19 protein-coding genes are annotated in these 22,789 nt (G+C 74.3%); 5 read left to right on the top strand and 14 right to left on the bottom strand.

Features of this window, described 5'->3' with window-relative positions; genetic code table 11:
- The first annotated feature begins 345 nt into the window (after nucleotides 1-345).
- Nucleotides 346-1,902 carry a PQQ-dependent sugar dehydrogenase gene (locus tag SM573_RS23660; protein WP_474610761.1) on the top strand — a complete coding sequence of 519 codons (1,557 nt, stop codon included), beginning with the start codon at nucleotides 346-348 and terminating at the stop codon, nucleotides 1,900-1,902.
- Between the two features lie 162 nt (nucleotides 1,903-2,064).
- On the opposite strand, the gene SM573_RS23655 is transcribed toward SM573_RS23660, so the two are convergent.
- Together SM573_RS23655 and SM573_RS23650 are read right to left on the bottom strand one after the other, a co-directional pair.
- Nucleotides 2,065-4,344, bottom strand: a complete 2,280-nt coding sequence (locus tag SM573_RS23655; protein WP_474617094.1) for a penicillin acylase family protein — start codon at nucleotides 4,342-4,344, stop codon at nucleotides 2,065-2,067.
- 188 nt (nucleotides 4,345-4,532) lie between these two features.
- Nucleotides 4,533-5,483, bottom strand: coding sequence for an acetamidase/formamidase family protein (locus SM573_RS23650; RefSeq protein ID WP_474617093.1), 951 nt, complete (start codon nucleotides 5,481-5,483; stop codon nucleotides 4,533-4,535).
- A 68-nt stretch (nucleotides 5,484-5,551) separates the two neighbouring features.
- On the opposite strand from SM573_RS23650, the gene SM573_RS23645 reads away from it, so the two are divergent.
- Entirely contained in the window at nucleotides 5,552-5,788 is a 237-nt protein-coding gene (locus tag SM573_RS23645; RefSeq protein WP_474610758.1) for a hypothetical protein, read from the top strand.
- Nucleotides 5,789-5,815: 27 nt separating this feature from the next.
- On the opposite strand, the gene fmdA is transcribed toward SM573_RS23645, so the two are convergent.
- From fmdA to SM573_RS23630, 3 genes are all read right to left on the bottom strand, one after another.
- A complete protein-coding gene (gene fmdA / locus SM573_RS23640) occupies nucleotides 5,816-7,075 on the bottom strand; it encodes a formamidase (protein WP_474617092.1) in 1,260 nt (419 codons plus the stop codon).
- Nucleotides 7,076-7,189: 114 nt separating this feature from the next.
- Entirely contained in the window at nucleotides 7,190-7,468 is a 279-nt protein-coding gene (locus SM573_RS23635; RefSeq protein WP_474617091.1) for an FmdB family zinc ribbon protein, read from the bottom strand.
- Nucleotides 7,469-7,721: 253 nt separating this feature from the next.
- The gene (locus SM573_RS23630) at nucleotides 7,722-8,579 is read right to left on the bottom strand and encodes a DeoR/GlpR family DNA-binding transcription regulator (RefSeq protein WP_474610755.1); all 858 of its coding nucleotides are present in this window, start codon (nucleotides 8,577-8,579) and stop codon (nucleotides 7,722-7,724) included.
- 262 nt (nucleotides 8,580-8,841) lie between these two features.
- Here SM573_RS23630 and SM573_RS23625 point away from each other — a divergent pair, with 262 nt between their 5' ends.
- Entirely contained in the window at nucleotides 8,842-11,322 is a 2,481-nt protein-coding gene (locus tag SM573_RS23625) for a LamG-like jellyroll fold domain-containing protein (protein WP_474617090.1), read from the top strand.
- Nucleotides 11,323-11,500: 178 nt separating this feature from the next.
- Here SM573_RS23625 and SM573_RS23620 read toward each other — a convergent pair whose 3' ends face one another.
- The 7 genes from SM573_RS23620 to SM573_RS23590 are packed head-to-tail and all read right to left on the bottom strand — an operon-like array spanning nucleotide 11,501 to nucleotide 19,267.
- Nucleotides 11,501-12,652 (bottom strand): alanine racemase, encoded by a 1,152-nt coding sequence (locus SM573_RS23620; RefSeq protein ID WP_474617089.1) that lies wholly within the window; start codon nucleotides 12,650-12,652, stop codon nucleotides 11,501-11,503.
- Nucleotides 12,649-14,313 carry an IucA/IucC family protein gene (locus tag SM573_RS23615; RefSeq protein WP_474617088.1) on the bottom strand — a complete coding sequence of 555 codons (1,665 nt, stop codon included), beginning with the start codon at nucleotides 14,311-14,313 and terminating at the stop codon, nucleotides 12,649-12,651. Before SM573_RS23615 ends, SM573_RS23620 begins: the two co-directional genes overlap by 4 nt.
- Nucleotides 14,310-15,935 carry an IucA/IucC family protein gene (locus SM573_RS23610; RefSeq protein ID WP_474617087.1) on the bottom strand — a complete coding sequence of 542 codons (1,626 nt, stop codon included), beginning with the start codon at nucleotides 15,933-15,935 and terminating at the stop codon, nucleotides 14,310-14,312. The genes SM573_RS23615 and SM573_RS23610 overlap by 4 nt, the downstream gene beginning before the upstream one ends.
- Complete coding sequence (locus tag SM573_RS23605; RefSeq protein WP_474617086.1) at nucleotides 15,932-17,125, bottom strand: ATP-grasp domain-containing protein; 1,194 nt, start codon at nucleotides 17,123-17,125, stop codon at nucleotides 15,932-15,934. The genes SM573_RS23610 and SM573_RS23605 overlap by 4 nt, the downstream gene beginning before the upstream one ends.
- Nucleotides 17,122-17,304: a hypothetical protein gene (locus tag SM573_RS23600; protein WP_474610749.1), complete on the bottom strand. Its 183-nt coding sequence runs from the start codon at nucleotides 17,302-17,304 to the stop codon at nucleotides 17,122-17,124. Before SM573_RS23600 ends, SM573_RS23605 begins: the two co-directional genes overlap by 4 nt.
- A complete protein-coding gene (locus SM573_RS23595) occupies nucleotides 17,301-18,560 on the bottom strand; it encodes an MFS transporter (RefSeq protein WP_474617085.1) in 1,260 nt (419 codons plus the stop codon). Before SM573_RS23595 ends, SM573_RS23600 begins: the two co-directional genes overlap by 4 nt.
- Nucleotides 18,557-19,267, bottom strand: a complete 711-nt coding sequence (locus SM573_RS23590) for a siderophore-interacting protein (protein WP_474610747.1) — start codon at nucleotides 19,265-19,267, stop codon at nucleotides 18,557-18,559. The genes SM573_RS23595 and SM573_RS23590 overlap by 4 nt, the downstream gene beginning before the upstream one ends.
- A 113-nt stretch (nucleotides 19,268-19,380) precedes the next feature.
- On the opposite strand from SM573_RS23590, the gene SM573_RS23585 reads away from it, so the two are divergent.
- A complete protein-coding gene (locus SM573_RS23585; protein WP_474617084.1) occupies nucleotides 19,381-19,938 on the top strand; it encodes a GNAT family N-acetyltransferase in 558 nt (185 codons plus the stop codon).
- Between the two features lie 31 nt (nucleotides 19,939-19,969).
- Here the strand turns inward: SM573_RS23585 and SM573_RS23580 are convergent, their stop codons facing one another.
- Both SM573_RS23580 and SM573_RS23575 read right to left on the bottom strand, forming a co-directional pair.
- Entirely contained in the window at nucleotides 19,970-20,389 is a 420-nt protein-coding gene (locus tag SM573_RS23580) for a hypothetical protein (RefSeq protein WP_474610745.1), read from the bottom strand.
- A 72-nt stretch (nucleotides 20,390-20,461) separates the two neighbouring features.
- Nucleotides 20,462-21,379: a manganese catalase gene (locus tag SM573_RS23575; RefSeq protein WP_474610744.1), complete on the bottom strand. Its 918-nt coding sequence runs from the start codon at nucleotides 21,377-21,379 to the stop codon at nucleotides 20,462-20,464.
- Nucleotides 21,380-21,653: 274 nt separating this feature from the next.
- On the opposite strand from SM573_RS23575, the gene hflX reads away from it, so the two are divergent.
- Nucleotides 21,654-22,763, top strand: a complete 1,110-nt coding sequence (hflX, locus tag SM573_RS23570; protein ID WP_474610743.1) for a GTPase HflX — start codon at nucleotides 21,654-21,656, stop codon at nucleotides 22,761-22,763.
- The last annotated feature ends 26 nt before the right edge of the window (nucleotides 22,764-22,789 follow it).

The following is a 22,789-nucleotide window of genomic DNA, read 5'->3' as shown; positions in this document are numbered from 1 at the left end:
CGGCGGCGGGCCCCGCCGCCCGCCGTTCTCGCGCTGCGTCGAAACTTCCCTTCCGGAGAGTGAACCCGGCCGGCCTTGGGCGCGTGCCTCCCAGTGGGGCCAACGGTCCCGGCGCGGCCTCGCCGGGGCCGCGCCGACAGGTGAGCCGGCCTCTGGTCCGGCCGGTCCAGCGGGGCACGGGCTCGGTCGTCGCCGTCGGGCCCGCCCGGCCGTATCACCCCGGGCCCGCGCCCGCGTTGGACGAGAGGGGGTCGCCACACCGCACCGCGTACTCGGCGGCGCCGGCTCCAACCGGCCGGCGCCGCCCCGGAACACTCTCTGCCACCCGGCAGGAAGGAGCTCGGCATGCACGTACGACATGTCCGCACCGTCCATCCACGTCGCACGGCCGCGCACGCACCGGAGGGATCACCGGGCGGGAGCGGGGCGGCGCGGCCGGCCCGCCGTCGCGCGCGAGCTACCGTCACGGTGCTCGCCCTGGCCGCGTCGGTGCTCTCCGCCACCGCGTTCGGGGCCCCGGCCAACGCCGAGGCGGACGGCCCGACGATGCTGGACCCGCGGCTCGCGGTGCGTACCACCGTCACGGGCCTGGTCACCCCCACCGGTATGGCGTTCCTCGGCGACGACGACATGTTCGTGATCGAGAAGTCGACCGGGCGGGTCCAGCACGTCGTCGACGGCGCCATCGTGGGCACGCCGCTGGACCTGGCCGTCAACTCCGCGTCCGAGCGAGGTCTGCTCGGGATCGCCCTGCACCCCCGCTTCCCGGCCGACCCGGGCGTCTACCTCTACTGGACGGAGAGCACGACCGGGGCGGACACCACGGCCGTCGCCGAGACGCCGCTGCTCGGCAACCGCGTCGACCGGTTCGTGTGGAACGGCAGCACCCTCACCTTCGACCGCAACCTGATCCGCATCCGTGCCGTGCAGGAGGACGCCGGCCAACCCGCACGCGGCAACCACAACGGCGGGGTGATCACCTTCGGCCGGGACCGGAAGCTGTACGTCTTCACCGGCGACCTCGGTCGCCGCGGCCAGTTGCAGAACCTCACCTGCGGCCCGACCGCCGTCTGCCCCGGGCCACGGGTGCCCGACGACCAGTTCGGTGGCCCGAAGCCGGACGCCGCACACCTCAGCGGCGTCGTGCTGCGGCTCAACGACGACGGCAGTACGCCGTTCACCAACCCCTTCTTCCGGGTCGGGGCGGTGATGGGCGGCGAGGTCGGCGCGACCGTGCAGAAGATCTACTCGTACGGCCACCGCAACGGCTTCGGCATGGCGGTCGACCCCGACACGGGGAACGTGTGGATGCAGGAGAACGGCGACGACAGCTTCAGTGAGCTGAACCGGCTGGAGCCGGGCATGAACGGCGGCTGGATCCAGATCGCGGGGCCGGTACGCCGCGTCGCCGAGTTCAAGGAGATCGAGACGACGTTCGGCGGGCAGAACCTCCAGCAACTGCGCTGGCCGCCGAGCAACATCGCCGACACCCCGCGCGCGGCGCTCAGCCGGCTGTTCCTGCTTCCCGGCGCCCACTACAGCGACCCCGAGTTCAGCTGGAAGTGGGAGGTGGCGCCCGGCGGCATGGGCTTCCTCGACAGTCGGGCGCTCGGCCCGCAGTACGACGGTGACCTTTTCATGGGCGCCGCGACGCCGGCCCTCGACGGTGGGTACCTCTTCCGCTTCAACCTGACGGGCAACGGCCGAGCGATCGCCGTCGACGACCCGCGGCTGCGGGACCGGGTGGCCGACAACCTCGCCAAGCACGACATCACGGAGAGCGAGAGCCTCCTGATCGGCCGGAACTTCGGGGCGGTCACGGACGTCGAGACCACCCCGGACGGGGAACTGGCCGTCCTCTCGCTGACCAACGGCACGATCTACACCATCCACCGCCGCTGACCGGTGACGGCCTGCCTGCCGCACCACGGGGCGGGCAGGCCGTCACCCGGCCGCACAAAAGGGATGCCGTCGGTCCGCAGCGGGGCGGGGCCTCCCCGGCCACGCCTCGGTCACGGGCTCCGCGGCGGAGCCGACCGCCGCGGAGCCCGTGACCGCCGACGGTCAGACCGCCGGTTGCGCCGCCTGGCGCGGGACACGCTCGCCCGGCCGGTAGCGCCGCTCGACGTGACCCCGCAGGTCCTCCGGGTAGAAGTAGACCGGCCGGAGGTCGCCGCTCGCGTAGCGTTCGGCCTGGTCGTTGAAGTGCGGCGAGTCGGGGTGCCCGCTGGCGCCGCCGGCCGTCACGGCCCACGCGCGCACCCGCTGCCCGAACTCGACGACCGCCACGAAGCTGTTGCCACTGGTGCCGTAGTACCGCTTCGTCCCGGGGTAGCGCCGCGCGCCGAACGAGGCGAGGGAGCCCCACTGCGCGGACGTGAAGGGCACCGGGATGCTCGGCTTGGTGTCGTCGAAGGTCTGGACGATCTCACCGTCGTTGCGCTGGAACCGGTTGATCTCGCCCCAGGGCACCTGCCAGCTCCCGAAGTCCTGCGTGAGCCGGTCCACCGCCGCGTCGAGCGCGGTGAGCCGCTGCGGGTCGGTGGCGCGCTCGGCCAGGTAGTCCCACATCGACATGCCCGCGTCGCGGGCGGCCTGGGCCAGGGGTGCCCAGAGCGCCTCGCCCCAGAACACGGCCAGCGACGTGGCGGTCGACTCCGCGCCCCACCGGTGGTCCCAGTCGCGCAGCAGGCCGACCGGCCCGGCCAGCCTGGCCCGCTGCGGGTCGCCCTCGGGCAGCGCGTCCCAGGCGGCGACGACCTGCGGCACGAGCCGGGCGAAGGCGGTGAGGTAGCGGTCGAAGGCGGCCTCGATCAGGGTCTGCGGGGTGAACCGGCGGCGGGCGGTCAGCACCCGGATCGCCTGCGGCCCGCGCGGGTTCTCGCCGGCCTGGTCGAAGTAGCGCGGGTAGTCGGCGGCGTCGGGACTGTCCGGGCCGGCGGCCGTCCAGGGCCAGTTGTTCGTGTTGAACGCCCAGCCGGTGCGCGGGTTCACCGCCTGCGGCAGGCTCCGCAGGGTGTGCAGCCCGCGCCAGTCGGTCGCCGGGTCGCTGCCGTCGACCGGCCTGCGGTAGTCGAAGCGGTCGTCGCGGACGGGCATGAACTGCGGCACCAGGAAGGCGATCTCGCCCTTCGAGTCGGCGAAGAGCGTGTTGTTCGAGCTGTTCGCCTTGAGCCCGGCCACCTGGATGAAGTCCGCGTAGTCCCGCGTCTTGGTGCGCAGGAAGCTCTGCTGCAGCGCCTCGACGGGCCGGTTCATGAGCGCGAACGCGATCCACTTCCCGTCCGCCTCACGCACGATGGGGCCGTGGTGGGTGGCGAAGGTGGTGAAGGTGCGCCGGGCCCGGCCACCGTCGGCCGTGCGGTACGACAACGTGATCGTTTTCTTGGTGACCGGCCGTAGGTCGTCGCCGTAGCGGTAGAAGCGCCTGCCGTCGGCGCGGGTCACGATCGTCTCGGCGAACTCGTCCACGTTGTCCACGCCGCTCGACGTGTGCATCCAGCCCGTGTGCTCGTTGAAGCCCTGGTAGATGAAGAACTGGCCCCAGGTGGCGGCGCCGTAGACGTCGAGCCCTTCCCGGCTGGTCACGTGCTGTTCGGAGCGGAAGAAGAAGCTGGTGTGCGGGTTGATCAGCAGCAGCGCGTGGCCGTCGCGGGTGTGGCTCGGCGCGATCGCCATGCCGTTCGAGCCGCTGGGCTCGCGGAACAGCAGCCCCCGCTCCTCGTCGGTCATCTCCACCGGGCGGTTGTCGTAGAAGGCTTCGAGCTGGGTGAGCGGCACCCGCTCGATGTCGCCGCCGATGCTGCCCTCCGAGAAGCTCAGCGGCATCCACGGCTCGAACCGGGTGATGACCCGCGGACGCACCTCCGGGTGCGTCGCGAGGTAGTAGTTCAGCCCGTCCGCCCACGCCTGCATGAGTGTGCGCAGCCAGGCCGGGCACGCCGCGTACTCCCGCTTCAGGGCGCCCGGGTCGATGAAGAGTCGCTGGCGCAGGTCCTGCCAGATGGCGCTCTCGCCCTCGGCCTCGGCGAGGCGGCCGAGGCTCACCAGATAGTTGCGCTCGATCCGGTTGAAGTCGTCCTCGGCCTGGGCGTACATCATCCCGAACACCGCGTCCGCGTCGGTGCGGCCCGTCACGTGCGGGATGCCCCAGTCGTCGCGCGTGATCGTCACGTCTGCCGCCTGCCGACGCCAGCGGGCGAGGTCGGGCGTGGTGCGCGGGGGAGTGGCGGACGCGGCGCCGGGGTGCAGGCCGGTCGCGGCGGCCGCGGCTCCGGCGGCCAGCCCGGCCGCCGCGCCCAGCACGCGGCGCCGGCTCAGTGCTGGCTTCTGCCCGTGGTTCATGCGTTGGTCACCTTCCTCGGCGTTGCGGGATCGTGCGGGATCTCCGGGCGCCGGTGCGGAGCGCCGACCGGTCTGTCCACCTCGGCCGGCCCCGCGCCCGTGGGTCGTGAAGAGGTCGGGGCATCGGCGAGCGTATGTTGTATACGACGACAGGCGCAAGACCTGCGTCGATGCGACGACGAGGCCTCCTACCGGGGCGGGGCCGGTGCGCCCGCGGTGACCCGCCCGTCGCGGAGCACCGCGTGCGCGCCGACGGTCTGGTTGACGATCTGCGTCACCCGCACGTCGACCGCGACGCTGGCCAGCGCCACCGCGTCCGGTCGGCTGATGTCGTACCGGCGCTGCATCAGCGTCAGCATCGAGTCCAGGGCCATGAACGTGGCGTCGTCGAGGGTCGCGCCGACGCCGAGCGTCAGCCAGGCGTCCGCGGTCCGGGCCACCGGCCCGGTGACCGGACAGTCGTCACGGATGTCGAAGGTCAGGGTCACCTCGTCCATCGGGCACTCGATCGCGGTGCCGCCGACCTCCCCGTCGCCCTGCGCGGCGTGCCCGTCACCCACCGAGAACAGCGCGCCGTCGACGGGGATCGGCAGCAGCAGCGTGCTGCCCGCGGTCAGCTCCCGGCAGTCCAGGTTGCCGCCGAAGGGCCGGGGTGGGACGGTCGAGTGCCGCCCCGGCTCGGCGGGTGGCATGCCGAGCACTCCCATGAAGGGACGCAGCGCGACGGTGTGACCGTGCTGGTTGCGCCCGGTCATCCCCACCGGGTCCAGGTCCCACGCGTGCACGACCCCGTCCTCCTCGACGCCGTACCGCTCGTTGAAGCCGCTCGGCCAGCCGCCGGCCACTGTCGTGCCCCAGCCCGCCGGGACGATCGCGTCGATGCGTACCTCGAGGGTCTGGCCGGCCCGGGCGCCGCGGACGGCGACCGGCCCGGTCAGCGCGTGGCCGCAGTCCGGCTGGTACTGCGGGACCCGGGGACGCTCCCGGTGCCGCCCGCCCGCGTAGGGGCCGGCCGACCACCAGCAGTCCAGGGTGCGGTAGGTGACCGTGTCGCCGGGATCGATCGTGAGCACCGGCGGAAGGTCGGGGGAGAAGTGGCCGTGCAGGGTGTCGTCACCCGGTACGAGAGTGTGTCGCATCCGGGCAGGCTAGTACCGGAGCCGTCGATCGTCGTGCGCCCCCGGCCCCCGGTCTCCGCCACCGGCGGTTGCCCGCCCGGTTCCCGGTCGCGACCGTGGTCGTCGGCGGGCTCCACGCGGTCCTCGTGGCGCGGGGCATCGGTGCGCTCACCGTCCGCCAGCTCTCGGCCCGCCTGCCGGAGGCCTTCGCGCGCCCGCGCCGTCCGGGGCTGGCGCCGCCCCGGCGCCGCGGCGGCCGGCTCGCCGGCCAGACCGGGACCGAGGCGGTCAAGGCCGCCGCCGCGAGGGCCAGGACGGGAGGCTGAACCCGCCGTCCGCGCCGACCGGCGCTCCTATCCGCCGAAGCTCGACCTCGGCACGGTCGCGCGTCGCGTGATCCGGTTCGGCCCGGCCGGCGAGGGGCGTACGTCGAAGTCGAACATCGCGGTGGGGAGGTAGACCGTCGCGCACGAGTTGGGGATGTCCACCACGCCCGAGAAGCGGCCCTCGATCGGCGCGGCGCCGAGGATCAGGTACGCCTGCTCCGGGCTGTACCCGAATGTCGTCAGGTAGTCGATCGCGTGCAGGCAGGCCCGCTGGAAGGCCAGCTGCGAGTCCAGGTAGCGCTGTTGGCCGTCGAGGGTCACCGAGACACCGGAGAAGGCCAGCCACTCGGAGTACTGCGGCGGCGTGTTGCCGGGCAGGAACATCACGTTCTCCGTGATGCCGTACGTGCGCATCCCGTCCTTGAGCACGTCGACGTGCAGGTCGATGAACCCACCCATCTCGATCGCGCCGCAGAAGGTGATCTCGCCGTCGCCCTGCGAGAAGTGCAGGTCGCCGACCGACAGGTTGCCGCCGGGCACGTAGACCGGGTAGAACGCCCGCGAGCCCTTCGTGAGGTTCTTGATGTCCTGGTTGCCGCCGTTCTCGCGCGGCGGGGCGGTCCGCGCCGCGACGGCGGCCGCGCGCTCGTAATCGGCGCCGGTCAACGAGCCGAGGATCGCGTCCCGCGCCAGCGGCGGCAACGACAGGGGTGGCACGCGGTCCGGGTCGGTCTCGGCCAGCGCCCGCTCCCGGCGGTTCCACCGCTCCAGCAGCTCGGCGGAGGGCGCCGTGCCCATCAGGCCGGGGTGGATCATCCCGGTGAACGAGACCCCGGGGATGTGCCGCGAGGTCGCGCGCTGCCCGGTGAAGTCCCAGATCGCCTTGTACGCGTCCGGGAACTGCTCGGTGAGGAATCCGCCGCCGTTGCGGGTGGCGAAGATGCCGGTGTATCCCCAGCCCTGGCCGGCGAGCGGGCCGGAGTCCTCCTGCGGGATGGGTCCGACGTCCAGGATGTCGACCATCAGCAGGTCGCCCGGTTCGACGCCCTGCACGGCGAACGGCCCGCTCAACGCGTGGACGATGGACAGCGGCGCGTCACGCACGTCGTCGGCGGAGTCGTCGTTGTGGATCTCACCGTCGAACCACTCCCGGCAGTGCACCCGGAAGATCGCGCCGGGCTTGACCGTCGCCACAGGCGGGATGTCGGGATGCCACCGGTTGTGGCCGATCTTCTCCTGCTCCCGGAACCTCTTCGTCGAGTCGAGCGGAAAGATCACCTCAGGCATCGCAGCTTCCCTTCGTGCCACCCCGGGCCGCGGCGCCGGCCGGCCGGCGCCCGCCCTCGGCGGCGTTCCTCGTGCCCGACGGTGACGAGCCCACGCGCTGGTGTCTCGGTGGTGTCAGATCCGGGGCAGCTGGGCGCGGCCCGGGTGGCGGGACGCCGTCGCCGGCGGCCCGCCGGGGATCCGTGACACCACCTCGGGCGCCTCCGCGCTCCGCTCGGCCCGGTCGACCGCGGCCCGCAGACCGCGCGGCACGCGGGCCAGCCGCGGCGGGGACCAGATCCGAGAGGCCTCGCCCTGGCAGGTGCCGCAGCGCGCGACCCGGGCCGCCTCGCCGAGGGGGAACCGGAGTTCGAAGTCGCCGTCGACGGGACAGCGGTACTCGTACGTCGCCACGCCGTCTCCTCCCGGGCATCACCGCCGCCGGTCGACCACCGTCCGCCCGGACGCCGCGCCCGGGCAGGTCAAGCATCCGACGCCCCGGAGCGCCCCGCAGGCCAACCTTCAGGTCGGCCGCCCGGGCCGCCCGATCGGGTGACCTGTCACGACCGGCTCCGGGCACGTCTTCGACGCGCTCGGCACGGTCCGGCGGTGAAGAGGCGCGACCACCGCGTGCCGAGGCGACGGAGCCGGGCTGCCCGGCGGCCGGTCAGCCCGGCGGCGCCGGAGGCCGGGCGGAGGGGCGGCCGGCCGGCACCCGGGCGAGGTGCAGGCGGACGCCCTGGCCGGCCAGCTCGTCGAGGACGTCGCGGGGGGCGGTCTCGTCGGTCACCAGGTGGTCGATCTCGTCGGCGGGGACGGTCTGCGCCATGGTGTCGACTCCGATCTTCGTGTGATCGGCGAGCACGACGACCTCCTCGGCGGCGCTCGCCAGGGCACGGTCGACGTGGGCGACCTGGAGGTTCGGCGTCGAGAGCCCGCGCAGGGCCGTGAGGCCGTTGCCGGAGATGAAGGACCGGCGCACCCGCAGCCGGGCCAGCGACTGCTCGGCGGCGCTGCCGACGAGCGCGTGGATGGCGCCGCGCAGCGTGCCGCCGGTGAGGACGACCTCGACGCGTGGCGCGTCGGCGAGCGCGTGGGCCACCAGGAGGGAGTTGGTCACCACGGACAGGTCGGTGTGCCGGGTGAGACGCTGGGCCAGCAGCTGGGTGGTGGTGCCGGCGCCGATGACGACGGCGTCGCCGTCCTCGACGAGGGAGGCGGCGAGTTCCGCGATGGCGGCCTTCTCGGCGGCGGCGACCTGGGCCTTCTGGGCGTAGGTCGGTTCGCGGGACAGCGCGCCGGGCAGCGTCGCGCCGCCGTGGTGGCGGTGGAGGAGCCCGTCGGCCGCGAGGACCCGCAGGTCGCGCCGCACGGTGACCTCGGACGAGCGCACCGCCCGGGCGAGGTCGCGCAGCGAGGCCGCGCCGTTGGCGCGCATCAGCTCGAGGATGCGCTGCCGCCGTTCCGCCGCGAACATGCTGCGCCGGCCCTCCGTCGCCGCCCGGCCGTCGTCGCCCGGTGTCACGGATTCTCCGCTCCCGAGAAGAAGAGTGGGGTCCGATCGTACGCGTCCGGGGCCGATCGCGGGGATGCGCGTACCGGACCGGTTCTGACCGATCGGGGATCGAAACTGATCGGATGATATTGACTACGGATCGATGACAGTGGTTGATTGGTAACCCACGGCTATTGACGGGTGTCTACCCGACGCGGCCGGCGCCCTCGGGCCCGCTGTCCTGGCTGACCGGCCTGCCCTCACGTCCTCCGTGAGAAAGGGGTCCTGACCCATGAAGGCATTCACGGCGCTGGTGGCCGCCGCGCTCGTGCTGACCGGCGCGCCCACCGTCGCGCGCGCCGACACCACCTGGCAGCCGGGCACACCACCGATCGCCACACCGTGGACCGACGAGGTCTCTCCCGACAACGCCCTCCCCGAGTACCCCCGCCCCCAACTGGTCCGGGCGAGGTGGCAGAGCCTCAACGGCGTGTGGCAGTTCGCCGGCGCCGCCGAGGGCGAGGCCCCGCCGCTCGGCGAGCAGCTCGCCGAGCGCGTCCTGGTGCCCTACCCGATCGAGTCGGCGCTCTCCGGCATCCAGCGGCACGAGGACCGGATGTGGTACCGGCGCACGTTCCAGGTGCCGGCGAGTTGGCAGGTCGGGAAGGGCGACTCGCGGCTGCGGCTCAACTTCGGCGCGGTCGACCACGAGGCGACGGTCTGGGTCAACGGCGTCCGGGTCGCGGAGCACCGCGGCGGGTTCGACGGCTTCAGCGTCGACGTCACCGACGCGCTGCGCGGCCGGGGCAGCCAGGAGCTGGTCGTGGGCGTCACCGACCGGACCGACCAGACGTGGCAGCCGGTCGGCAAGCAACGCAACGTCCCGGACCGCGGCATCTTCTACACCTCGGCGTCCGGCATCTGGCAGAGCGTCTGGCTGGAGCCGGTGTCGGCGAGCCACGTCGAGCGGTTGCAGATGACGCCGGACCTCGACGACCAGAGCCTCCGCCTCACCCCGCACCTCGTGGGTGGCGACGGCACCCGGGTCGAGGCCGTCGCGTACGACGGCAACCGGGTCGTCGGTCGCGCCTCCGGGCCGGCCGGCGCCGAACTCCGCGTTCCGGTGCCGAAGCCGAAGCTGTGGTCGCCGGACTCGCCCCACCTGTACGACCTGAAGGTCCGCGTGCTGCGCGGCGCGAAGGTCGTCGACGGGGTCGACTCCTACTTCGGCATGCGCGAGGTGGGCAAGGCCAAGGGCGCCGACGGCAAGCTCTACCTCACCCTGAACGGCAAGATCCTGTTCAACATGTCCACCCTGGACCAGGGCTACTGGCCGGACGGCATCTACACGGCGCCCACGGACGAGGCGCTGCGGTTCGACATCGCCGAGACGAAGCGGCTCGGCTTCAACACGATCCGCAAGCACATCAAGGTGGAGCCGGACCGCTGGTACTACTGGGCCGACCGGCTGGGCCTCATGGTGTGGCAGGACATGCCCTCGATGCGCACCGGGGGCACGCCGCCCGCCGACGCGCAGCAGGAGTTCGAGCGGCAGCTGCGGGAGATCGTGACCGAGCACCAGAGCTGGACCTCCATCACCGTCTGGGTGCCGTTCAACGAGGGCTGGGGCGAGTGGGACCGCGCGGCCACGGGCCGGATCGCCGACGAGCTCCGCGCCCAGGACCCGAGCCGACTCGTCAACGCCCACAGCGGCGTGAACTGCTGCGCCTCCAAGGGGGACTCCGGCCGCGGCGACATGATCGACTTTCACCAGTACGTCGGTCCGGCCGCCCCGTCACCCACCGCCGACCGGGTCGCCGTGGACGGCGAGCACGGCGGGTTCGGGCTGGAGGTCGAGGGCCACATGTGGTTCGGCGAGGGCCACGCCTACGAGATGACCCCGGACAGCGCCACCCTCACCCGCCGGTACGTCGAGAACCAGCGGGACCTGCTGACCGTGGCGAACCGGTGCGGGCTCTCCGGCGGCGTCTACACCCAGACGACGGACGTGGAGCACGAGGTCAACGGGTTCTACACCTACGACCGGCAGGTGCCGAAGATGGACTTCGCCCGCGTACGGGACGTGAACCGGGCCATCATCCGCTCGGTGGACGGCACCGGTGAGAACGTGCCGCCGCCCGCGCCCGGCACGCCGGGGCTGACCGGTGTGGGGTACTGGCCGCTGGACGAGGGCAGCGGCACGGTGACCGAGGACCGGGCCGGCGACCACGACGGGACGCTGGTCAACGGCGTCGGCTGGACGGCGGGCCGGACCGGGAACGCCGCCCAGTTCAACGGCGTGAACCAGTACGTGGACACCGGCGCGGCGATCCTCGACACCACGGGCAGCTACACGGCGTCGGCCTGGGTGCGGCTGGACAGCCTGGGCGGCTTCGCCACCGCCGTGAGCCAGGACGGTGACCGGACCAGCGCGTTCTTCCTCCAGTACTCCGGCGCGGACAACCGCTTCGCGTTCAGCTTCGCCGGGGTGCGGGCGCTGGCCCCCACCGCGCCGGAGCCCGGCCGCTGGTACCACCTGGTGGGCGTGCGCGACGCCGCCGCCGGCTCGCTCACGCTCTACGTGGACGGTCAGGTGGCGGGCACGGCGAGCTCCTGTCTCGGCGAGGCGTCCACCGGCCCCACCGTGATCGGTCGTGCCCGGTTCAACGGCGGGCCCGTGGACCACTGGCGGGGCGCGATCGACCAGGTGCACGTCTACGACCGCGCCCTGACGGCCGGCGAGGTCGCCCAGCTCCACGCCTCCGGCCAGTGACCGGCTCGGGCAGGGGGTAGGGCGCCGGAGCGTCGGGCCGTGGTCACCACGGCCCGACGCCCGCCGTCGCGCCCGAACACGTGCGCGGGGGCCGGCCGGTCGCGCGTCTGCCGCCGTCTCACCCGGGACGTGCACGGGGCACGGCGGCGATGTGGTGACCCGGCGCCGCGCCGACGGCTCAGCCCGCGGCGTCGACGGGCCGGGCCGCCCATTCCGCGGCGACCCGCCCGGGGTCGCCGACGCGGAACTCCGGCTGCTCGTGCATGAGGAAGCCGTGGTGGCTGATGTTCCAGGCGTACGCCCCGGCCATGCCGAACGCCAGGACGTCACCCACCCCGATCGGCCCGGCCCCCGTCGCCCGCGACAGCACGTCCTTGGGGGTGCAGAGCTGCCCGACGACGGTGACCGGGCCGCCGTCGGTGCGCGGCCCCGCGGCCACGGCGCGGCGGTGCACGGTGAACGGCTGCGCGTGCCCCTTCGCCGCCGGGGTGCGCAGGTGGTGGGTGCCGCCCGCCACCACGACGAACCACTCGCCGAGAGACCGCTTCACGTCGACCACCTCGGTCAGGTACGCCGCGCAGTAGACGGTGACCGACCGGCCGGGCTCGACCCGCAGCACCAGCTCCGGGTGCCGGCCGAGGACGCCGGCCAGCCGCCGGCCGTAGCGGGCCCAGTCGAAGCGGGTGGTCGGGTCCGCGTAGTCGACCGCCATGCCACCACCCACGTTCACCTCCGTCGCACCCGCCTCGGACACCGCCCAGTCCACCACGGACTCGGCGACGGTCGCCGCGGTGTCGGCGTCGAGCCCGCTCGCGAGGTGGGCGTGCACCCCGCGTACCCGCACCCCGTCCGGTGGCCGGCGCAGGCACCGCAGCGCGTCGTCGGGTGACATGCCGAACGGGCTCGGCGCACCGCCCATCACGAGCACCGCGCCGGTGACGGTGACCGGCAGGTTGACCCGCAGCAGCACGTCGGCGGCCGTGCCCGCCGCCCGGGCCAGCCGGGCGAGCCGGTGCAGCTCGGTGGGGGACTCGACGTGGATCCGGCGCACGCGCGCGGCCAGCGCGGCGCAGAGGTCCTGGTCGGTCTTCCCCGGGCCGGCGAGGGCCGCGGGCGCGACGCCCGGCAGCACCCCGCCCAGGTGTCGCAGCTCCCCGCGGCTGGCCGCCTCGAAGCCGTCGACGATCGGGGCGAGGGTCCGCAGCATGCCCGGATCCGGGTTGGCCTTCGTCGCGTACAGCAGCTCCACCCGGCGCGGCACCGCGGCCCGGATCGCGGCGGCGTGCGCGGCCAGGGCCGCGAGGTCGTGCACGTAGACGGGACGGGTCACCGGGCACCGCCGAACGGGTTGGGCACCGGCACGTAGGGCGCCTCCCGGTCCGGGGCGCGGTGCCACCGCACCAGCAGGTTGGCCTTCGCCACCAGCGGCGCACCGGCCAGCAGCTCGGCCAGCTCCGGCGGGCCGCCGAGCCCGTCGGCGACCTCGGCCACGACCTCGCGCACCACCCGCCACAGCCGCGGTTCGACCCCGGGCCGGGTGTCGGCCAGGGCGGTGCAGAGCGCGGCGAGGTGGTTGACGAAGAGGCAGTAGAGGACCCGCCGCCGGGCGTCGGCGGGCGCGTACGCGACCTGCCGGGGCAGCCCCTCGGGCCACTCCGGCCAGCGGCCGGTGTCGAGCTTCACGCCCTCCAGGTCACGCAGCAGCAGCCCGACCGGCCGGCGGTGGGCGTCGAGCACCACGAGGACATTCTGCAGGTGGGCCTCGTGCACCACGCCGTGCGCGAGCCAGAGCCGCAGCACCGCCGGCACCAGCAGCCGCACGTACGCGCGCCACCACCCGACGGGGTCGGGCACGCGCAGCGCGGTGGCCGCCAGGGCGCCGGCGAGCACCGGCGTCTGGCCCGGTCGCAGGTGCGGCCGCAGCCCGGCGCGCAGGAGCGTGCCGTACGCCTCGTCGGCGCCCGGCAGGTCGACGGTGCGATAGGCCGGCTCGGCGAGCAGCCGTACGCCGGCGGGCAGCGGCAGGTCCGCGAGCAGGCGGCTCAGCGCCACCGCGCCGGTCAGCTCGTAGCGGGCGTTCTTGCGCAGGCAGTTGGTGATCCGCACGTGCAGGCTGGTCTTGCAGAACAGGTCGGCGTCGGGTGCGTAGCAGGTGCGCACGCTGGCGGTCGGCCGCACCTGCACTCCCGCCAGGCCGAGGACGCGCAGCCGCCGGTCGCCGGGCGGCACCAGAGCGAGCTGCCACGGGTGCACCGGCAGCGCCCGGTGCCCGGCCGGCACGGCGGGTGGGTCGAGTGCCGCGATCAGCTCGTCGAACGGCCCGGCGCCGGCCGCCAACTCGTCCGGCACCGCCAGCCAGTGCAGCCGGAACGCGGCACGCAGCTCCGGGGCGTACCGCCGCCAGTGGCCGACCGCGCCGGTGCGCCACTTCGGGGTCGGGTGCTGTGGGTGCCCGAAGAGCAGGGACTGCTCGGAGTCGACGTACGCGTCGATCACCGGATCGCCGGTCGGCGTGGGGTCCCGGTGCGGGCGCTCGGCCAGCAGCTGCGTCGTCGTGGCGCGGCTCTGGGCGACCTGGTCGACGAACTCGTCGTTGCCGACGCCGGTGCGCGCGGTCAGGTCGGCCGCGAGCAGGCCGGCCAGGTCGGTGGCGGTGATCGGCTGCCAACCGCGGTGCGCCCCGCCGGCCGCCGCGGTCGCCCCGCCCGGCGGGGACGACGCCGGGTCCGCGTCGCGCCGGTGCACGGGGCCCTCGTACCGGTGGGCGTGCACCGGTGACACCCGCGCGACCGCGCAGCGCAGCACCACCCCGAGCTGCCGCAGCCGGATCCGTGCCTCGCCGCCGCCGACCTCGGCGTCGCCGGCCGGGACCGCCACCTCCCGGAGGTGGCAGCCGAAGAGGGCGTGCGCTGCCGCCAGGTCGGCGATCCGCTCCGGCGCGTCCGGCCGGTCGTGCCGGGACCGGCACGCCGCTGTCCGCGCGGCGGTCACGCGCCCACCCGCAGGTAGTTCGGGCCGGTCCGCCGGTAGTACTTGTTCACGTCGGCGCAGCCGAGCCGCTGTTTGGGCAGCAGCGTGCCGGCCGTGAGCATCGCCTTGACCGGCAACGCCTGCGCGTCGAGCACGCGGTCGACGAGCCGACGGTCGCGCGGGCTGTCGGCCCACCGGTCCCGCGCGGCGCGCAGGAGCGGCGGCAGCGCCTCACCCGGTGACGGCACCCGGAGGCCGCGCTCGGCGAGCGCGCGCAGCGGTGCGGCAGCGGCCAGGTGCAGGGTGATGGTGACGAACATGTCGGCCAGCTCCTGGAGATCGTCGACCCACATGCGCCGGTCGTGCAGGGCCGGCCCGCCCGCCCCCGTGGCGTGCCGGCTGTGCAGCCGGGCACCGTCGTTGTCCTTGTACAGCAGGCGGACCCCGCCGTCGGGGTCGATGAGCAGGTGGACGTTCTGCGGGTGAGCCTCCAGGGCCACGCCGTACCGTAACCAGAGGCACACGTGCCAGTCGAGCAGCAGCTCCAGATAGGAGCGCAGCACCGGCAGCGGGTCGCCGCCGCTGACCCGTTCGACGACCGTGCCGCCGTCGGGATCGGCGGCGGCCAGCGCGGCCACGGGAACGACCCGCGAGCCGGCCAGCTCCGGCGGGAACCGGCGCAGCAGGAACGCGCGCAGGTCGTCGGTGCCGCAGTGCCCGTACGTGCGCTCGTCGGCGTGCAGGATCCGGCCGGTGAACGTCGGCTCGGCGGCGGCGATCCGGTCGAGCAGCCCGGCCACGGCGGCGCCGTCGTCCAGGGTCTCCGGGGCGAGGGCCCGCCGGTTGCGGGCGCCGAGGGTCGCGGTGGCCAGCGGCAGCTTCAGATGGGTGTACGGGTCGCAGGCGACCGCCACGGTCCGCATGGAGAGGGTGGGGCGCACCGCGATCCCGGGCCGCGCCACGACCGGCAGGCCGGCGCGGACCGCGGTGACCGGGTGCACCGGCAGCAGCAGGTCGCCGTCGCGCTCCGGCGCCGGCCACCAGCCCGGCAGGTCGCCGGTGAGGCGTACCGAGGCGGCCGGCACCGGCAGCCAGCGCAGCGGGAAGGTCGGGGCGTGCTCGGGGGCGTACCGGCGCAGCTCCTCGGCGTCCAGCCCGTGCCGGCACCGGTCCGTGGGATACACCGGGTGCCCCGCGTGCGCGGCGAGCACGTCGTCGTCGAGCGCCCCCGCCATGCCCGTCGCGACGCGGCGACCGGCGACCTCCGCGTACACCCGGGGGCGGCTCGCCGCGGCGAGCCGGCGGGCGAGCAGGTCGTCCCGGCACTCGGCGGCGAGCGTGCGCCAGCCGGCCTCGGCCTCGGCGTCGCCGGTGGGAGCGAGCAGGTCGAGCAGACCGGCCACGGTGTCCACCCGGTACGCGGGCCCCCGGTCGGGGTGGACGTGCACCCGCGGCGCCGCCGCGCGGACCGGGTGCTGGAAGCCGTCGGGCCGCACCGGGATGCGCAGCCGGCCGGTCGGGTGCGCCACCTGCCACCAGTCCGGCCCGTCGGAGTGGCCGCGGCTGGTGAGCCCGAGGTGGTCCTCGCGCAGCAGGGCGTCGAGCACGCGGGCGAAGAGTTCCCGCTCGGCGGCGTCGGTCACGGCTCGATCCGCCAGCACAGGTCGTCGCGGAACTCCGCCAGCGCCCGGCGCACGGCCGCGGCGTCGGGCCCGACGCCGTGCAGCGCGGCCAGGTAGTCCCGGTTGGTGCCGGTCCGCTCGGCGGTCACCCCGGTCGCCCGCAGCGGCCGGCAACCGAGCCGCACGCCGTGACGGTGCGCGTCGACGGCACCGGGAGCCGCGACGAGGGTGCCGGAGCGGTCGGCGCAGACGTACTCGACGCGGGCGTGCCGGTCGACGGCGACCGGGTCCGGCAGCGTGAGCGCGGTGAGGGGTTCGCCCAGGTGCAGCCGGATGACGGCCGCGAAGAGGGGGACGTCGATCAGTTCGGCGAGGACCAGGTCCATCCGGTCGCCGATCAGCCGGTAGTTGACCTCGATGAGCCGGATCCGGCCGTCCTGCACGACGTACTCGGTGTGGCAGGCCCCGAGGCCGACGCCGAGGGCGTCGAGCTGCGCGCGCAGGCCGGCGGACGTCGCGGCGGGGGGAGGCGCCCAGTCGAGGGCGAGTTCGGTGAAGGTGGGCGGCGGGCCGAGCGTCGTCCGCCAGCCGCCGATCACGCACAGGTCGACGCCGTCGCCGAGGGTGTCGTGCGTGCGTACCTCCCCGTCCAGGTACTCCTCGACCACCAGCGACACGTCCGGCCGCCGTCCCCGGATCCCGGCGACCCGAGCGGCCAGCTCACCGGCGTCGGCGACCAGGTAGGCGTCCTCGCTGGCCACACCGTCGCGCGGTTTGACCACGGCGGGGAACAGGTCCGCGTCGACCGCGGCGGGCGCGCCGGGCTCCAGTACGGCCGTCCGCACCACGTCGAGACCGGCGGCGGCGAGCGCCCGCCGGGCGGCGGCCTTGTCCTTGCACCGGCGGGCCGCGTCGGGGTCCTTGCCGGGCAGCCCGAGCCGACGCGCGGCGAGGGCCGTGGCGGCCTGGAGATGGTCGCTGTTGGACAGCAGACCCGCCGGGGGAGGGCCGGCGCGGACGGCCGCCTCGACCGCGCCCGCGTCGCGGACCTCGCACGGCGTGACGGGCGTGCCCGCCGGCCACCGGTCCGGTCGGTCGGTCAGCACCGTGACCGGCAGGCCCAGCGTCTCGGCCGCGGGCAGGAAGCCCTCCCGCACGGCGTCGGTCGGGTTGAGCGCGGTCAGGTACAACCGCCCGGTCGCCCCGCTCACCGCGACCTGCCGGCGGGCGCCCAGGCGGCCGGGTACGACCCGGCCCCGGCGGCGACGGCGGGTAGCGCCGCGCCGAGCTGGGCGAGGCACAGTACCGCGAGGATCAGCCACCGGGAGGGGAGCCGCGCCGCGGTCGTCGGGGCCCGGCCGCTGTGGGCCGGGCTGGCGACGCCCGTCACCGGGCACCGGCGGCGTCGCCCACGACGGCGGGTGCCGGCGCCGCGACCGTGACGTCGAGGGACGGGCGGCGGTAGCGGCGCTGGTGCGCGACCCCCACCACCACGCCGGCGGCCACCAGCACCGTCGCCGCCACCGCGACCGCCGGGTAACCCGTCCGGCTCGCCACGGCGAGCCCCACCGAGGACGCGAGGAACGAACAGATCAGCCCGAACGACGACAGCACGGTGAAGTCGGTGCCGCCGGTGCCCGGCCGGGAGTAGTCCATGTTGACCGTGTAGAGCACCACGTTGGCGGCCGTGTAGGCGGCCATGAAGCAGCCCAGGGCGGCCACCGTCAGGCCCCAGGGCGCGTGCCCGTTGAGCAACGGCAGCATGAGCACGGTGGACAGTGCCAACCCGGCGCCACCCGTGACGAGGACGCCCGCCCGGCCGATCCGCGAGACCAGCGCCCCGGCGAGCAGTCCGGCCAGGATCGCCGGGACGCTGATCACCACGCCGGTGACCACACCGATCCGCTCCAGGGACCAACCGGCGTCCACCAGGGCTGGCGTCACCAGGGCGTACGCCGCGCCGGCACCCACGTAGACCAGCGGTACGGTGCCGAAGGTCCACCAGCGACAGCCGGGCTGGCCGAGCACCGACAGCAGCGCCCGGTAGGCCTGACCGGCGGTCACCGGCCGGTCCTCGCGGGTGGGCTCCCGCAGCCGCAGCACCACGACCAGCGCGACGGCGGTCAGCGCCGCGAGCAGCCCGATCGCGGCGACCCACCCGAACCGGTCGTAGACCACCACGCAGGCGCCACCGCCCAGCAGGGTGCCGACGTAGCTCGCGGCGACCTGGATCCCGTTGCCGGCGCCCCGTTCACGGTCGGCGAGCAGGCGCACGGCGACGGCGTCGACCGCGATGTCCTGGGTCGCGGAGAGGAACACGTACGCGGCGCTGACGGCGACGACCGGGCCGAGCTGGTCGGCCGGCCGGCCGAACGGCAGCAGCGCGAGCAGCGCGACCACCAGGCCGGTCTGCAGCACCAGCAGCCAGGACCGGTAGTGCCCGCGTCGCCGGGAGCCGAACCGGTCGAGCAGCGGCGCCCAGAGGAACTTGACCGGCCAGACCAGGCCGATGACCTGGAGCAGGGCGAGGGTGTCGAGCGAGGTGCCGCCGTCGCGGAGGATGGCGACGAGCCCGACGGTGATGAAGCCGATGCCGAGGTACTGGCTGACGTAGAGCGCGGCGAGGGTGCCGAGCCGGGAGGTCATCCGGCGCTCCAGTAGCCGAGGGAGCTGACCTGCTGCTTGCCGACGCCGAGGCCCCGGCGGATGTGCTTGGTGATGGTGCGGGTGCTGGCCGCCTCACAGGCGACCCAGTAGTAGGAGTCGTCGGCGGCGGGCAGCGCCGCGCAGACCGTGTCGACGAGGTGCCGGCCGTTGTCGCGACGCGGTACCCACACCACCTCGTGGTGCGGGCGGGCGCGTGGTGGCAGCGCCTTCTCGCCCTCGTGGGCGAACTCCAGCCAGATGGTGGCGGGGATGCCGTCGGCGGCGTCCAGCAGGCTGTTCACGGCGGGCAGCGAGGCCGCGTCGCCGATCAGGTAGAGGTGCCGGGGCGCCGGGTCGGGCAGGCTGAAGGCGCTGCCCTGCACCGTGGCCTCGATGGTGTCGCCGGCGCGGGCCGAGGTCGCCCAGCGTGCCGCGCAGCCGTCGTGCAGGGCGAACTCGAGGTGGAACCGCCCGGTCTCCGGATCGGGGTCGACCAGCGTGTAGGCCCGCTGGTGGGGGCGGCCGTCGTTGTCGAACCAGAGCCGGACCCACATGGTCGGGTGTACGCCGCAGCTCTCCAGCAAACCACCGCCGTCCACAAGCACGCGCTGGTAGTGCCCGTTGACCGCTTCGGAGTCGAGCACGGTCAGCTGGAAGTCCCTGCCGCCCATGGCCTTGAGCACCAAGGCTTCCCAGTTCCGCTTCATGCACCCCTCCAGTACCGTCGCAAGTTAGGTGAGGGTAACCTAACTCGCGGGTTCTGGGGAGACGTGGACAGCGGGCGCCGCGGCGGCGCACCGATCACGAAAGAAGGCACGCGTTGTACCAGGAGAAGATCCCCGACTTCGGCACGTTCTCCCTCGCACCGGTGGACCCCCGCGCGCACGCCGAGCTGCTTCACGGCTGGGTCACCCAACCCCGCGCCGTCTACTGGGGCATGGGTTCCTACACGGTGGACGAGGTCCGCGAGGTCTACGCGTTCCTCGACGGGTTGTCGACGCACCACGCGTACCTGATCCTGCTGGACGGCGACCCGGTGGGGCTGTTCCAGACCTACGAGCCGGACGCCGACCCGGTGGGTGAGCGCTACCCGGTGCGGCCCGGCGACATCGGCATGCACCTGCTGCTCGCGCCGGGCGCGCGTACGCCCCGCGGCCTGACCGACGCGGTCGGCCCGGTGCTCGTCCGCTTCCTGTTCCGCGATCCCACCCGCCGGCGCATCGTGGTGGAGCCGGACGTGCGCAACCAGATCGCGCTGCGCCGGCTGGAGCGCTCCGGCTTCACCTTCGACGACGAGATCGACATGCCCGACAAGCGAGCCCAGCTGGCCTTCCTCACCCGGGCGCGGTTCGAGGCGGACCACGCCGAGGCCCGCTGAGCCGCGCGCCGCTCACCGGCGGCCGGGGACCTCACCGGCGGGAGGCCCGTCGTTCGAGGAGGTAGCCACCGAGCGCGAGCGCGATCAGGGCGTCCTGGGTGACGAGCGACGCGGGCAGTCCGAGCAGCCGGATCGGCGGCCCGCCCTCCTCGTACGGAGACGTGCCGGGCACGGCGAGGGTCACGTTGAAGGGGCCGTACCGCAGCAGCGGCAGCAGCGCCGCCACGCCGGTCGCCAGCCGCCGGTCCCGCCGTACGCCACGGGTGAGCAGCCACAGCATCACCAGGCCGCAGGAGCTGGCACCGATCACCTCCGACGTGCCGTGCCACCGGGCGTGCGGCCCGTACCCCGGTCCGAAGGTGTGCCGCCGGTTCCAGTCCGCCAGCCACGGCACCACCGTCATCGCCCCGGCGCCGGCGGTGAGCAGGTACCGCCCCCACCGTGATCGCATGCGTCCCCCCTCGCGGTCCGCGCCGACGCGGCGCGCCTCCCGGTCCCCGGGGGAGACCGGGAGGCGCGATCGTCAGTCGAGGGCGTCCTTGACCTTGCGGACGACGTTGGTGAGTCCCTGCGCGTGCGCCCCGCCCGCGTCGCCGGCCATGCCGGGGCCGCGGGAGCCGTCGTAGGTGGCGTACAGCTTCGGGTCCGGCGGCGGCGGCAGAGCGGTGTCGTCGGTCAGTGGCACCGGTTCGGGCAGGTAGGTCAGGTCGGGGCCGCCGATGAGGCTCGGTCCCTGCGCCCAGCGGCCCTCGCCCGCCTGGCTGTCCGCGCTGAAGCTCCAGAAGGTGTGGTTGTGGTCCTTGTTCTCGATGTCGCCGTTGGAGTTCTCGATGCCGTGCTCGACGAAGCCGTCCTCGATGAGCTGTTCGATGCCGAGCAGCCACTGCTGCTGGTGGTAGGTGTCGCGGGCCAGGTTGAACCGCAGCATCTCCTTGACGCCGGGGTCGTCGGTCATGTTCATCACCCGGCTGGTCTGCAGCCGGCTCTGCGCCTCGGCGGCGACGTTGGAGCGGAAGTCGGCCAGGAGGTTGCCGCTGGCGACGATGTAGCCGGCGTTCCAGGGCACGCCCTGGCTGTCGCGCGGCAGGGGGCTGCCCCCGCCGACGATGGCGTGCTGCGGGTTCATGCCGCCGATCACCGCGGCGAGGACCGGGTTGGCGGCCACCGCCTTCTCGGTGGTCTCGGCGGGGGCCCCCTCGAGCAGCCGGGCGAGCATGGTCGTGAGCATCTCGACGTGACCGATCTCCTCGGTCCCGATGTCCATGATCATGTCCTTGTACTTGCCGGGGACGCGGCAGGTGAAGCCCTGCCACAGGTACTGCATCATCACGGTCATCTCGCCGAACTGGCCGCCGAGGACCTCCTGCAGCTTCATCGCGAACAGGGCGTCCGGCTTTTCGGGCTTGGCTTGGAACTGCAACTGCCGGTGATGGCGGAACACGGTGGGCCTCCGATCGGTGATCTGGACGCACCGCCCCAGGCGGCGCGCTCTGCGCATTTCCCGCGTCGGTGGCCCCGCGGTGCCGACCCCTGACCCGTCCGGGCCACCCCGCCCCGGCCCGAACGGGCCGCGCGACCGACAGTCGCCTCCGGGTCCGCGCCGTAGCCGCGCGCCGCTCGGCATGTTCGGAGCGCCCGGGGGTAGGTCGACACGCACCCGAAGCGGAATGAGGTGGACGATGGCGGGATCGTGGTTGCTGGGATCCAGGCCGGGCGTGGAGCGCCCCACGGCGGTGCTGGTGGCGGTGCGCGGGGAGGACGGCGTTACCGGCAGCGGACCGGGCTCCGACACCTCGCTCACCGAGCTGCGCCGGCTCGCCGACACCGACGGCCTGGCCGTCGCCGACGAGGTCGTCCAGAACCGGCCGCACCCCGACCCGGCGACCTTCGTCGGCTCCGGAAAGGTGGACGAGCTCGCCGCGCTCGCCGAGCGGTCGCGGGCCGATCTGGTGATCGCCGACGGGGAGCTGACCCCGGGCCAGGTACGCAACCTGGAGGAACGGGTCGGGGTGCGGGTGGTCGACCGCACCGCGCTGATCCTCGACATCTTCGCCGAGCACGCCCGCACCAGCGAGGGCCGGGTGCAGGTGGAGCTGGCCCAGATCGCCTACCAGCTCCCGCGCCTGCGCGGCGACGGCCGGTCGATGTCACGGGTCGGTGGCGGCCGGACGGCCGGTGGCGCGGGCATGGGCGTGCGCGGTCCGGGTGAGATGCGGCTGGAGACCCAGCGTCGGACCCTGCGGCAACGCGCCACCCGGCTGCGCCGCAGCGCCGCCGAGCTGGCCCGGCGCCGGGACCGCACGCGCAGCCGCCGCGCCCGCAACCAGGTGCCGTCGGTGTCCCTCACCGGCTACACCAACGCCGGGAAGTCCGCTCTGCTCAACCGCCTCACCGGCGCCGACGCCCAGGTGCAGGACGTCCTGTTCGCCACCCTCGACCCCACCGTGCGGCGGATCGGCACGGGCAGCCTCACCTACACGGTGACCGACACCGTGGGCTTCGTCCGACACCTGCCGCACCAGCTCGTCGACGCGTTCCGTTCGACGCTGGAGGAGATCAGCCGCAGCGACCTCGCGATGCACGTGGTCGACGCGTCCGCGCCGGACGCGCTGGACCAGATCACCACCGTGCACGGCGTTCTGCACGAGATCGGCGCCGGGGACGTCCCCGAGCTGCTGGTCCTCAACAAGATCGACGTGGCGCCGCCCGAGTGGGTGGACGCGCTGTGCCGGGCCCACCCGGACGCCGTCCCGGTCTCCGCGTTGACCGGCCAGGGCGTCGACCACCTCCGCGATCAGCTCGCTCGCCGCCTGCGGCAACGCTGACCCGCCCGTCCGCTCCGGCGTCGGCC

The organism is Micromonospora xinjiangensis (assembly GCF_056150165.1).
This window is presented reverse-complemented; position numbering and strand designations above follow the sequence as displayed.

Bases quoted from the DNA above. Each gene is read 5' to 3' on its own strand.
- SM573_RS23660 (WP_474610761.1), top strand. From the start codon at position 346: ATGCACGTACGACATGTCCGCACCGTCCATCCACGTCGCACGGCCGCG.
- SM573_RS23655 (WP_474617094.1), bottom strand. From the start codon at position 4,344: ATGAACCACGGGCAGAAGCCAGCACTGAGCCGGCGCCGCGTGCTGGGC.
- SM573_RS23650 (WP_474617093.1), bottom strand. From the start codon at position 5,483: ATGCGACACACTCTCGTACCGGGTGACGACACCCTGCACGGCCACTTC.
- fmdA (WP_474617092.1), bottom strand. From the start codon at position 7,075: ATGCCTGAGGTGATCTTTCCGCTCGACTCGACGAAGAGGTTCCGGGAG.
- SM573_RS23625 (WP_474617090.1), top strand. From the start codon at position 8,842: ATGAAGGCATTCACGGCGCTGGTGGCCGCCGCGCTCGTGCTGACCGGC.
- SM573_RS23595 (WP_474617085.1), bottom strand. From the start codon at position 18,560: ATGACCTCCCGGCTCGGCACCCTCGCCGCGCTCTACGTCAGCCAGTAC.
- SM573_RS23590 (WP_474610747.1), bottom strand. From the start codon at position 19,267: ATGAAGCGGAACTGGGAAGCCTTGGTGCTCAAGGCCATGGGCGGCAGG.
- SM573_RS23580 (WP_474610745.1), bottom strand. From the start codon at position 20,389: ATGCGATCACGGTGGGGGCGGTACCTGCTCACCGCCGGCGCCGGGGCG.